The organism is Rahnella contaminans (assembly GCF_011065485.1).
Lineage (GTDB): Bacteria > Pseudomonadota > Gammaproteobacteria > Enterobacterales > Enterobacteriaceae > Rahnella > Rahnella contaminans.
Genome location: NZ_JAADJS010000001.1, coordinates 1,871,516 through 1,884,073, shown reverse-complemented (window position 1 = coordinate 1,884,073; position 12,558 = coordinate 1,871,516). Strand labels below are relative to the sequence as shown.

The window sequence follows — 12,558 nt, the reverse complement described above, 5'->3', positions numbered from 1 at the left end:
CTACTCTGCGGAAGTACCTCAAATAACACATCATCTGCGGCAACGGCCGACGGATGGGAGAACAGGCATGACAATTCAAATCAACACCGAGACTGCCGCCGTGACAGGGCGTCGTAAAATAAAAGCGTTACGCTGGTGGATGCTGGCGCTGTTCCTCCTCGGCGTGACGGTTAACTACGTCACCCGAAATTCCCTGGGTTTACTGGCTGCTGAACTTAAAACCAGCCTGAACATGACGACCGAACAATATTCCTACATCGTGGCGGCGTTTCAGGCGGCCTATACGATATTCCAGCCGTTGTGCGGCTGGCTGATTGACGTCATCGGGCTGAAACTCGGCTTTCTGATTTGTGCGTCAATCTGGGCCGTAGTCTGTATGTTGCACGCGGGGGCGGGCAGCTGGATCCAGCTTGCTGTTTTGCGTTTCTTCATGGGGAGCGCCGAAGCGGCGGCCACACCAGCCAATGCGAAAGCGATTTCTGACTGGTTCCCGCGTAAGGAACGTCCAGTTGCGGCGGGCTGGGCGGGAGTCGGTTTCTCCATCGGGGCGATGCTGGCACCGCCAATTATTCTGGTGGCGCACATATCATTTGGCTGGCGTGGCGCCTTCTTGTTTTGCGGCGTGCTGTCGATGCTGTGGGTTCTGCTGTGGTGGAAATTCTACCATTCTCCGGAGACGCATCCGAACCTGAGTAAGGACGAACTGGCACTGATCCGTCAGGATAACGAACCCCAGCAGGAACGCCTGCCTTTCATTAAATCCCTGAAAATTGTTTGTAAGAACAAGAAATTCTACGGTATCGCCATCCCGGCATTTCTGGCCGAACCGGCGTGGGCCGTCTTCAGTTTCTGGGTTCCGCTGTATCTGGCCAACGAACGCGGCATGGATTTAAAACACATCGTGATGTTTGCCTGGCTGCCGTTCCTGGCCGCCGATCTGGGCAGTATTGCCAGCGGTTATCTCACCACGCTGTACCGCAAAGTGTTTGGTTGCACCCGCATTAACTCGATTGTCGCAAGCTCTGTCACCGGTGCATTCATGATGCTTTCTCTGGCGCTGGTCGCAGTCACACAAAGTCCGTACGCCGCGATTGCGCTGATCTCCATCGGTGGTTTTGGTCATCAGGTCATTTCCTGCATGCTCAGTGCGGTTGTCGTTGAAACATTTGATAAAAGCCAGGTTGCGACCGTCAACGGAATGCGCGGTTCTTCCGCATGGATCGCCAGCTTCCTGTTCTCACTGCTGATTGGCGCAGTGGCTGATTCGATAGGTTTTAATCCGCTGTTTATCGCTATGGGATTCTTTGATTTGATTGGCGCAGTCTTCCTGATTGCCCTGATCGCAGAACGCCGCAATCCGGCAAAAAGGGAGAGTGTATGAAAACGTTAAAACACTGGGAGCTTGCCGGGCAGGATAACGCAGGCGTCGATCTGCGGGTCGAAGGTAAGCATCTGTTTTGTCTGCGGGTGCTTGAAGAGGGGCTGATTCGCGTCTTTATTCAGCGCAACGGCGAACTGGCGCTGGACAGAACCTGGAGCATCGCGCCACAAGACGATGTGCCGTGGGAAGGGCGTGACCGCCTGAGCAACGAAGGTTTTTCGCAGCCGGGCTACCAGCTGTCGCAAGATGAAGACTCGCTGACTTTAACCACTGAGGTGCTGCGCGTCACGGTTCATCAGCCGCTGTGGCTGGAGTGGGAATACAAAAATGACACTGGTGCGTGGCTGCCGCTGGTGAAAGACCGTAAAACCGGCGCATATATGCTCGGTGTTAAAAACGAAGCGTCGGCGCATTATCAGCTACGCGAGGCGCAGGATGGCGTTTACGGGCTGGGCGAAAAAGCCGGTGATCTCAACCGCAGCGGCCGCCGTTTTGAAATGCGCAATCTGGATGCGATGGGCTACAACGCCGCCAGCACTGATCCGCTGTACAAACATATTCCATTCACGATGACCCGCCGGAATGACGTCAGTTTTGGTCTGTTCTACGACAATCTCAGCAATGTCTGGCTGGATCTGGGAAATGAGCTGGATAACTACCATTTGCCATATCGCCGTTTCAGCGCGGAAGCGGGCGATCTTGATTACTACCTGTTTATCGGGCCGACGTCACTGGACGTCACCAAGAAACTGGTGAAGCTGACCGGTAAAACCACGTTTGGCCCGAAATGGAGCCTCGGTTACAGCGGCTCGACGATGTATTACACCGACGCACCGGATGCCCAGCAACAGCTGATGAAATTCATCACGCTGTGCCAGCAGCATGAAATACCGTGCGATTCCTTCCAGCTTTCATCGGGTTACACGTCGATTGGCAACAAACGTTACGTGTTCAACTGGAACTACGACAAAGTGCCTGAGCCGGAAGTGATGTCGAAAGCGTTTCTCGACGCGGGTATTCGTCTGGCCGCCAACATCAAACCTTGCTTGTTGCAGGATCACCCGCAGTACGGGCAGGTGGCGGAGCAAGGCTTGTTCATTCGCGATAGCGAAAGCAACGTGCCTGAGCGCTCGGTTTTCTGGGATGACGAAGGATCGCATCTCGATTTTACACATCCGTCCGCCGTGCGCTGGTGGCAAAAAGGCGTGACGCAGCAGTTACTGGAAAAAGGCATCGGCTCGACCTGGAACGACAACAACGAATACGAAGTCTGGGACAGCGACGCGCGCTGCCACGGTTTCGGCAAATCGATCGCCATCAAACACATCCGCCCGGTTATGCCGTTGCTGATGATGCGTGCGTCATTTGAAGCGCAGCAAAACTTTGCGCCGGAAACCCGTCCGTACCTTATTTCGCGTTCCGGCTGTGCGGGCATGCAGCGTTATGTGCAGACGTGGAGCGGCGATAACCGCACTAACTGGCAGACGCTGCGTTACAACACACGGATGGGCATCGGGATGAGTTTGTCGGGTTTGTACAATGTCGGGCACGACGTCGGCGGGTTCTCCGGCGATAAACCGCAAGCCGAGCTGTTTGTCCGCTGGGTACAAAACGGCGTGATGCATCCGCGCTTCACTATTCACTCATGGAATGACGATAACACCGTGAATGAGCCGTGGATGTATCCGCAGGTGACGCCACTGATCCGCGATGCAATCCGCCTGCGTTACCGTCTGTTGCCGTATTTCTACACGTTGCTGTGGCAGGCGCATGCGGAAGACGAACCGATGCTGCGTCCGACGTTCCTCGATCACGAGCATGATAAAAATACATTCGCTGAAACCGATGATTTCCTGATGGGGCGCGACTTGCTGGTCGCCAGCGTTGTCGAAGAAGGCCAGCGCGAACGCCGCGTTTATTTGCCGGATAACGGTATCGGCTGGTGTGATTTCTATACTGGCGAATGGTTTGCCGGTGGTCAGACAATCACGCGCGATGCGCCGCTGGATCGCCTGCCGCTGCTGGTGCGCGCCGGTGCTGCGCTGCCGCAATCTTCCCGTCTGGCGCACGTTGACGCCAGCCGCGATATGTTGCGTGAATTGCATGTTTATCCGGCCGCAGGCCAGGCGAAATCGAGCGGTTTGTTGTTTGAGGATGATGGCGAAAGCCATCGCTGGGAGCAAAATCATGCGCTGTGGGTGAACTGGGAAATTACCAGTAACGCGCAACGTATTGATCTCACGCTGACTCAGCGTGGTGATTTCAAACCCGCCTGGAAAACCCTGAGTATCGTGCTGCCGGAAAGCGAAGCGCGTGAGCTTTGGGTAAATGGCGTGAAGACAAATAGCTATAATCTGTAAGCTTTTCAAACGCCTCCCCCTGCGTTAAGGGGGAGGTTTCAAATCTGATACTTATTTAACCGCACGTTTCCGCGCTTTCTTCTCCAGCACAATCGATTTCACTTCACTTTCAATCCAGCCATCGGCCAGACGTGTTTTCAGCGTATCGCCCGGAGCGGTCTGCGTAGTTTTCTTCAAAAGCGCACCCTGTGGCGTAGTGGTTACGCTATAGCCGCGGGCAAGGGTCGCCAGCGGACTGACGCTTTCAAGTTGCGTGCAGGCGGTGCCAAAACGCTGACGACTTTCCGCCAGCTGCGATGACATCGCCTGTTGCAGCCGGTATTGCAGCTGCTGAACCCGTTGCTGGGCGCGGTGAATTCGGGGCTGGGGTTGTTGCTGATTCAGACGCTGTTGCAGCCTGTCAGTACGGCGCAGCATCTGGCGCAGCTGGTTTTGCATCGCTTCATCCAGACGGCGGTGCAGTTTGAACAGCGCGGTCTGCTGTCGCGCGAGACGTAAATGCGGATGCTGTTGTTGGAGGCGGTGATTCAGGCGCGAAAAACGCTGCGCCAGTTGTGCGAGATAATAATCCATCGCCATTTCAAGACGCTGCTGCTGTGACTGAATCTGGCGCAGCAACTCCAGCTGATTGCGGCTGATCAACTCTGCGGCGGCCGACGGCGTCGGGGCGCGTAAATCTGCCACAAAATCGGCAATTGTTACGTCAGTTTCATGGCCGACGGCGCTGACGATGGGAATGCGGCTGGCGAAAATCGCCCGCGCCACGCGCTCATCGTTAAAGCTCCACAAATCTTCCAGCGAACCGCCACCACGCCCGACAATCAGTACATCGACTTCTTCGCGGGCATTGGCGAGCGCAATGGCGCGGACAATTTGCCCCGGCGCATCTGCACCCTGAACGGAGGTCGGATAGATAATGACGGGCAGGGAAGGATCACGGCGTTTGAGCACGTTCAGCACATCGTGCAGCGCGGCACCGCTGGCCGAAGTAATGACCCCGACACATTTCGCAGGCGAGGGCAGCGGCTGTTTGAACTGCGCATCGAACAACCCTTCGGCGGCCAGCTGCTGCTTCAGTAAATCGAATTTCTGCTGCAATAAACCGTCACCGGCTTCCTGCATACTCTCGGCAATCAGCTGATAATCGCCGCGTGGTTCATACAACGTAATGGTCGCGCGGACCAGAACCTGCTGACCGTTTTGCGGACGAAACGTGGTGCGTCGATTGGAATTGCGGAACATCGCGCATTTGACCTGAGCACGGTCATCTTTGAGCGTAAAATACCAGTGGCCGGAGGATGGCTGAGAGAAGTTTGAAATCTCACCGGAGAGCCAGACCTGACCCATTTCGTTTTCCAGCAACTGTCGGACCGTCTGATTCAGGCGGCTTACGGTAAAAATAGGAGGCGAAGAAGGTAGTGGCATGTGATCCAGATCAAATTCAAAAACAGAGACTTAATCGACTGATACTACATACCCTAAAAAGGTAATCAAGAAGTTTTTTCAAATAGTGCTGGTCGGGATGCGCACTCACCTGTATACTCCCGCTGCAATATTTTATCTTTTCCGCATCCACCTTGGTGAGATATTGCCCATGCTACGTATCGCAAAAGAAGCACTAACGTTCGACGACGTTCTCCTTGTTCCAGCTCACTCCACAGTTCTGCCCAATACTGCCGACCTCGGTACTCAACTGACCGCTAAAATCCGTCTGAATATCCCTATGCTGTCCGCAGCAATGGATACCGTGACTGAAGCGAATCTGGCGATTGCTTTGGCGCAGGAAGGCGGCCTTGGTTTCATTCACAAGAACATGTCTATTGAGCGTCAGGCGGAAGAAGTCCGTCGCGTGAAGAAGCATGAAAGCGGCGTTGTTGCTGACCCTAAAACGGTGACTCCGGCGACCACTTTACGTCAGGTTAAAGAACTCACTGAAATTAACGGTTTTGCCGGTTACCCGGTTGTGACCGAAGAAAACGAACTGGTCGGTATTATTACCGGTCGTGACGTGCGCTTCGTGACCGATCTGGAACAGCCTGTGACCGCAGTAATGACGCCGAAAGAACGTCTGGTTACCGTGAAAGAAGGCGAAGCCCGTGAAGTCGTCCTGCAAAAAATGCACGAAAAACGCGTAGAGAAAGCGCTGGTTGTTGACGCGCAATTCCATCTGCTCGGTATGATCACCGTAAAAGACTTCCAGAAAGCCGAACGTAAACCAAACGCCTGTAAAGATGAGCAGGGCAGCCTGCGCGTCGGTGCTGCGGTTGGCGCAGGCGCTGGCAACGAAGAGCGTATCGATGCGCTGGTTGCGGCCGGTGTTGACGTTCTGCTGATCGACTCCTCACACGGCCATTCTGAAGGCGTTCTGGAACGTATCCGCGCCACCCGTGCAAAATACCCGGATCTGCAAATCATCGGCGGTAACGTCGCGACGGGCGCAGGTGCTTTGGCACTGGCTAAAGCTGGCGTGAGCGCGGTTAAAGTCGGTATCGGCCCTGGTTCAATCTGTACCACCCGTATCGTCACCGGCGTCGGTGTTCCGCAAATCACTGCCGTTTCTGACGCGGTTGAAGCGCTGGAAGGCACCGGTATTCCGGTTATCGCTGATGGCGGTATCCGCTTCTCCGGCGATATCGCAAAAGCTATCGCTGCCGGCGCAAGCTGCGTGATGGTCGGCGGTATGCTGGCTGGTACCGAAGAATCTCCTGGCGAAATCGAACTGTATCAGGGGCGTTCATACAAATCTTACCGCGGCATGGGATCCCTGGGCGCGATGTCCAAAGGCTCTTCTGACCGTTACTTCCAGACTGATAACGCCGCTGACAAACTGGTTCCGGAAGGCATCGAAGGTCGCGTCGCGTATAAAGGCCGTCTGAAAGAAATCATCCATCAGCAAATGGGCGGTCTGCGCTCCTGTATGGGGCTGACCGGTTGTGCTACCATCGACGACCTGCGCACCAAGGCTGAGTTTGTCCGCATCAGCGGTGCAGGGATCCAGGAAAGCCACGTGCACGACGTGACGATTACCAAAGAGTCACCGAACTACCGCATGGGTTCTTAATCCCATAGTCGCTGCTGCGCGTCGGCGAGCCGGCGCTGGAAGCTGGCTCAAAATGCTCATTTACGTCATGTAAACTGCGCTTTTTCGCCAGCTTCCGCCTTGCCTCACCTTAACTTGCGAGCGCCTGGATCGAGTCACTACAAATTTATACCCAGCCCGATATTTCCGGGCTGATTAATATTCCGTTTTAACGCTTTTATTGCTTTCTGGAAAACGCCCCCTCATGAGCGAAAATATTCACAAGCACCGTATCCTGATCCTCGATTTCGGCTCCCAGTACACCCAACTTGTTGCGCGCCGCGTGCGTGAACTGGGTGTCTATTGCGAACTCTGGGCCTGGGACGTAACCGAAGCCCAAATCCGCGAATTCAACCCGAACGGGATCATCCTGTCCGGCGGCCCGGAAAGTACCACCGAGCATGACAGCCCGCGCGCCCCTGATTACGTCTTTGAAGCCGGCGTACCGGTTCTGGGCGTCTGCTACGGCATGCAAACCATGGCAATGCAGTTAGGCGGCCATGTTGAAGGTTCAAACGAGCGCGAATTTGGTTATGCGCAGGTTGAAGTTCAGACTGAAAGCGCGCTGATCCGCGACATTCAGGATGCCCTGAGCGAAAACAATAAACCGCTGCTCGACGTCTGGATGAGCCATGGCGATAAAGTCACCGCAATCCCGTCTGATTTCGTGACCGTTGCCAGCACCGAGACGTGCCCGTTTGCCATTATGGCCAACGAAGAAAAACGCTTCTACGGTGTGCAGTTCCATCCGGAAGTGACGCACACCCGTCAGGGCCTGCGACTGCTCGAGCGCTTCGTGATGGATATCTGCGAGTGTGAAGCTCTGTGGACGCCAGCGAAAATTATCGAAGACGCCGTTGAACGTCTGCGCGTGCAGATTGGCGACGACCACGTGATCCTCGGCCTGTCCGGCGGCGTTGACTCCTCCGTCACCGCGATGTTGCTGCACCGCGCCATTGGCGACCGTCTGACCTGCGTGTTCGTGGATAACGGCCTGCTGCGTCTTAACGAAGCGGATCAGGTGCTGGAAATGTTCGGTGACCGTTTCGGTCTGAACATCGTTCACGTTGCTGCGGAAGACCGTTTCCTGTCTGCGCTGGCCGGTGTTGATGAACCTGAAGCCAAACGTAAAATTATCGGTCGCGTGTTCGTTGAAGTCTTCGACGAAGAAGCCTGTAAGCAGGATGAAGTGAAATGGCTGGCGCAGGGCACCATCTACCCTGACGTTATTGAATCTGCCGCTTCTGCCACCGGTAAAGCACACGTCATCAAATCGCACCACAACGTGGGCGGTCTGCCGAAAGAAATGAAACTGGGTCTGGTTGAGCCGCTGAAAGAGCTGTTCAAAGACGAAGTGCGTAAAATCGGTCTGGAACTCGGCCTGCCGTACGACATGCTTTATCGTCACCCGTTCCCGGGCCCGGGTTTAGGCGTTCGCGTACTGGGCGAAGTGAAGAAAGAGTACTGTGACCTGTTGCGTCGCGCCGATGCTATCTTCATCGAAGAACTGCACAAAGCCGACCTGTACAACAAAGTCAGCCAGGCGTTTACCGTCTTCCTGCCAGTCCGTTCCGTTGGCGTGATGGGCGATGGCCGTAAATACGACTGGGTGGTTTCCCTGCGCGCAGTAGAAACCATCGACTTCATGACCGCGCACTGGGCGCATCTGCCGTACGATTTCCTCGGCCGCTGCTCTAACCGCATCATCAACGAAGTTAACGGCATTTCCCGCGTGGTTTATGACATCTCCGGTAAACCACCGGCGACGATTGAGTGGGAATAAGTTTTAGAGAAATCTAAAATTTAGCGCAACAAAAACGCCAGCAGGATCGCAAGATCGGCTGGCGTTTTTTTATGTCTGAAACTCTCAGAATGTTATTTCAAATGCGCCGCAAACCCGCTTTTCTCCGGCGTGATTTCAGCTTTAAGCGTCAGTGAAGGAATATCATAGTCGCCGCCATTTTGCTGACGGAAGGCGATTGGTGTTGTGGTTTCCAGCGTATCCAGCCGGGTCGCCAGTTCATCGCAAAGCTGATGAAAGCGTGCTTCATCCGTGCGGCCTGTGCGGTAGAAGACCAGTGGCGGGAGCACGGTAAAGCCCGGATAATGCAGGATCCCATGATGGATGGGGAACAGTAAATCGTCTATGGAACCGTTGATACCTCGTGCACTGTAATGTGGTTCCCAACCGCCGGTAGTGACCATCAGCATGGCGCGTTTACCGGCCATTTTACCTTCTCCGTAACGGTCCCCCCAGTGTGTGTCGGAATGCTCACCGACGCCGTAAGCAAATCCATAGGCATAAACGCGTTCCACCCACCCTTTCATAATCGCCGGCATTGAGAACCACCACAGCGGAAACTGAAAAATCACCGAATCCGCCCACATTAACTTTTCCTGCTCGGCGGCGATGTCCGGACTTTGCGTCCCGTTTTTGAATGCCCGCTGTGAATCCTGCGAAGGATTGAAAGGGGTATCCGTCGAAGGTGATGTGTTGTCAGCGGCGTCCAGCGGAGCTTTCCATTGCATGGCGTACAGGTCAGAAATCTGCACGCTATGACCGGCGGCCTCCAGGTGTTTTACTGCGAAATCTTTCAGCGAACCGTTCAGAGATTTTGGTTCCGGATGGGCGTAGACGATTAAAATATTCATGGCGAACTCTCCGTTAAGTGATGAAAGCAGAGTAGGCCGCCGTCAGGTATAGTTAAAATGAATTTAAAATATACCAGGTATAGTTATGAATAATTTCGGACGTCTCGATCTCAACTTGTTGCTCACGCTGGATGTCCTGCTGGCGGAGCACAATGTCACGCGGGCGGCGCAGCGGCTGAACCTTTCGCAACCTTCAATCAGTGTTCAGCTGGCTAAATTACGTGAGTTTTTTGACGATCCGTTACTCTTGCCGGGCCCGCGCGGCATGCATCCGACAGCGCGGGCTGATGAGTTACGGGAACCTCTGCAACAGGCGCTGGCTGCTCTGGCGTCTGCGGTTTCTGCCGGTGACGTTTTCGATCCGTCGAAGGCAGAGAATACCTGGAATCTGGGCGCGGCGGATTATGGCGAATCCACCGTTGTATTGCCTGTGCTCCAGGCATTCCGCGCTGTTGCGCCCGGAACAAAACTGGCGATTTTTGAGACATCACCGGTGCGGATTATGCGGAAAATGCAGCGAGGAGAACTGGATCTGGCATTTCATACGGGGGAAGCGGTGCTCAAGGATTTACACAGCACGTTATTGTTTTCCGAACGTTATGTGCTGGTCGGCAGGAGAGGACATCCGCAGCTCGCGAAGCCCGTCACTATGCCGGTGTTTTGCTCGCTTGAACATGTGATCGTTTCGCCTGATGGTGGTGGATTTCAGGGCATAACCGACAGCTCGCTGGCAGAAACCGGATTATCGCGGCGCGTGGTGCTCTCCGTGCCGCATTTCCTGTTTGTCATTCAGGTTCTGCTGACCACCGATTTAGTCTCCATGCTTCCCGAGCGTCTGGTGCGTGGCAACCCCGCGTTGCACCTTACCGAACCGCCCGTGAAAGTTCCCGGTTTTGAGATGCACATGTACTGGCACGAACGCTCGCACCGCGACCCGGCGCATATCTGGTTACGGGAATTCATGAGCAGTGCGGTGTGAAGAAAGCGGCATAAAGAAAATAAAAAAGGCAGCCTTCTGGCTGCCAGGAAAAAGATGTTCAACGCACAGCTTCAGTCGTGAACCGCCTGAATCAACGTGTCGTTAATCCATTGATTGACACTTTTACCTGATACTTCTGCGGCGACATTGATTGCTGCATGGACTTCCGGCTGTATACGCAGGCTTATTTTCCCGCTGGCCGGACGCTGAGGTTCGCGACCTTGCTCTGAACAATAGCTCAGGTAATCCTCCACGGCGTCTTCGAAAGCAAGCCTAAGGTCCGTGACATTATCAGCGTGAAAACCGATGACATCCTGAATTCCGGCTATACGACCGACGAGACATTTGTCTTCATCGCTGTATTCAATTTTTGCAGCATACCCCTGATAGGTCATAGTACTCATGGTTTTACTCCTATAGCCTCAAGGAATGTTTTGGCATCACGTACCTGATAAATTTTTGCTTCTTTCTCCGGGTGCGGTCGATGAAAAGAGGCAACAACATTATTGATTTCAAAACGAACCCGCGACCCTTTTCCTTCACTAACTTTGGCACCTAAGGCGATAAACAAAACTTCCATTTTTCTCCATTCCACCGCTGAAGATGTAGGCAAGGAAAAAATGAGATGTAACGTTTTCAGGTGTCCGCTATTAAGCATGTTCATGATTAGTCGATCCTTCGATAATGGCTGAGTCGACAGAACATGAAAATGATATCATTATTTGATATCAAAAAGTATTCTTATCAATAAAAAAGGCAGCCCTCTGGCTGCCTCTCAAAAATGCTGACTAACGCGCCTGACTTAGTTTGACTGGAACAATTTGGTGTCGGTCGCCAGGCCATCGACGACAACTTTCAGATCATTGGCGGTCACTTTCTGGGTGTCGTTGGAGACTTGTTTACCAAACCCTTTACGGACAACTTTCATGACCGGTTTACCGGTGCTCGCGTCGATCAGCTCGCCTTCAAAGAATACTTCGGTATCGCGGGTACGGTGTCCGCTGGCGGTTTCAGCCCCGGCAATCACCAGTGCCACCGGGATCACTTCATAGAATTGCAGGCCTTCCGCTGATGTATTCACACCGGTAATCGCACCTTTGAAAATCAAAGTGCGCGGACCTGCATGATCGGTCAGTTGCAGGCGTTCTCCCATGGCCGGTTTCAGGCGGCTGTTGGCGTAATCCAGCACACCCTGCAGCGTTTCTTTACTGATTTGTGGAGTCGGTTGTGGTTCCGGATAGAATTTGATCGGCTCATACATCAGGTAAGAATAATTTGACGCTTTAAAGGAAGGATCAATCCAGCGCAGCACAGGTGTGCCTGATGCAGTTTTGGTTTCTTTAAGGTTGGAGTAATCGCCGAGGAAGCCAGAGAATTTTTCGCTCTGGGTTACATGGCTGGTACAGCCTGCAAGGAACAGGGCGCCGGTCACCAGTGCGGCCTGCATCAGTTTTATTTTTTTCATTCGTACCCTCGGAAATTTTAAGGAAGACAGAGTATGTATAGCACCGCTGTGGAATTTAACCTCTTAACTACAAAGAAAAATTGATGTTAGTCAGGATCGCGAAAAAATGGCCATGCGCACAAATGATTAATGATCCAATTATTTGCAAGGTGAATGAAATAGATAATACTCACCTTTCGGACTTTCGCCGGTAGAGATAATGATCCAGCCTTTTGACAGATAAAAACCAACTGAATTTGTACTCTTTACCAGACATTTTAGAGAGCCTCTGCGGGTAAAGGTGGTCTCGGCGGCGTGCAACAAAGCCGAGCCTGCACCGGTCCCCTGAAACTGCGGATCGATAAACAGGTTATGCAGGAAATTCTCCTGTGTAAAAACAGAGGCAAATCCCAGCAGATGCCCGTCCCGTTCAGCGACCAGAATCTTTTCGCCGATGACCGCACGGTCAAAATCTTCCAGCTGAAAATCGTCTTCCAGCCATGTCCAGGTCTGTTTGCGTGAAGCCAGGTACAGCGTGCGCAAAAAGGGGCGATCGGCTTCTTCATAAGGCCGGATGTTAAGTGGGGATGTCAAAGCATAGTCTCCCTCAAAGCAAATTCTGTAAGAATGTCTATCGCATCCATGATGTGTGATGCGATAGTA

General features: G+C 53.5%; 11 protein-coding genes. 5 read left to right on the top strand and 6 right to left on the bottom strand.

Going from position 1 to position 12,558, the window contains the following annotated elements; translation table 11 throughout:
* The first annotated feature begins 67 nt into the window (after positions 1-67).
* The gene (locus GW579_RS08345) at positions 68-1,381 is read left to right on the top strand and encodes an MFS transporter (RefSeq protein WP_152324563.1); all 1,314 of its coding nucleotides are present in this window, start codon (positions 68-70) and stop codon (positions 1,379-1,381) included.
* Positions 1,378-3,741, top strand: coding sequence for a glycoside hydrolase family 31 protein (locus GW579_RS08340; RefSeq protein ID WP_165058484.1), 2,364 nt, complete (start codon positions 1,378-1,380; stop codon positions 3,739-3,741). Before GW579_RS08345 ends, GW579_RS08340 begins: the two co-directional genes overlap by 4 nt.
* 51 nt (positions 3,742-3,792) lie before the next feature.
* Here GW579_RS08340 and xseA read toward each other — a convergent pair whose 3' ends face one another.
* On the bottom strand, positions 3,793-5,166 hold the full coding sequence (xseA, locus tag GW579_RS08335; RefSeq protein ID WP_165058483.1) for an exodeoxyribonuclease VII large subunit: 1,374 nt from the start codon (positions 5,164-5,166) through the stop codon (positions 3,793-3,795).
* Between the two features lie 169 nt (positions 5,167-5,335).
* Between xseA and guaB the strand changes: the two genes are divergently transcribed.
* Positions 5,336-6,802, top strand: coding sequence for an IMP dehydrogenase (gene guaB / locus GW579_RS08330; RefSeq protein WP_152324560.1), 1,467 nt, complete (start codon positions 5,336-5,338; stop codon positions 6,800-6,802).
* A gap of 223 nt (positions 6,803-7,025) precedes the next feature.
* Positions 7,026-8,603 (top strand): glutamine-hydrolyzing GMP synthase, encoded by a 1,578-nt coding sequence (guaA, locus tag GW579_RS08325; RefSeq protein ID WP_152324559.1) that lies wholly within the window; start codon positions 7,026-7,028, stop codon positions 8,601-8,603.
* 92 nt (positions 8,604-8,695) lie between these two features.
* Here the strand turns inward: guaA and GW579_RS08320 are convergent, their stop codons facing one another.
* Complete coding sequence (locus GW579_RS08320) at positions 8,696-9,472, bottom strand: NAD(P)H-dependent oxidoreductase (RefSeq protein WP_165058481.1); 777 nt, start codon at positions 9,470-9,472, stop codon at positions 8,696-8,698.
* Between the two features lie 85 nt (positions 9,473-9,557).
* Between GW579_RS08320 and GW579_RS08315 the strand changes: the two genes are divergently transcribed.
* Entirely contained in the window at positions 9,558-10,451 is an 894-nt protein-coding gene (locus tag GW579_RS08315; RefSeq protein ID WP_165058479.1) for a LysR family transcriptional regulator, read from the top strand.
* A 71-nt stretch (positions 10,452-10,522) separates the two neighbouring features.
* Here GW579_RS08315 and GW579_RS08310 read toward each other — a convergent pair whose 3' ends face one another.
* The 4 genes from GW579_RS08310 to GW579_RS08295 form a co-directional block, all read right to left on the bottom strand.
* The gene (locus tag GW579_RS08310; RefSeq protein WP_165058477.1) at positions 10,523-10,855 is read right to left on the bottom strand and encodes a type II toxin-antitoxin system HicB family antitoxin; all 333 of its coding nucleotides are present in this window, start codon (positions 10,853-10,855) and stop codon (positions 10,523-10,525) included.
* Complete coding sequence (locus GW579_RS08305; RefSeq protein WP_152324555.1) at positions 10,852-11,115, bottom strand: type II toxin-antitoxin system HicA family toxin; 264 nt, start codon at positions 11,113-11,115, stop codon at positions 10,852-10,854. Before GW579_RS08305 ends, GW579_RS08310 begins: the two co-directional genes overlap by 4 nt.
* Positions 11,116-11,253: 138 nt before the next feature.
* Complete coding sequence (locus tag GW579_RS08300) at positions 11,254-11,916, bottom strand: DUF3313 domain-containing protein (RefSeq protein ID WP_165058475.1); 663 nt, start codon at positions 11,914-11,916, stop codon at positions 11,254-11,256.
* 138 nt (positions 11,917-12,054) lie between these two features.
* Positions 12,055-12,489 (bottom strand): GNAT family N-acetyltransferase, encoded by a 435-nt coding sequence (locus tag GW579_RS08295; protein WP_165058474.1) that lies wholly within the window; start codon positions 12,487-12,489, stop codon positions 12,055-12,057.
* Positions 12,490-12,558: the final 69 nt, after the last annotated feature.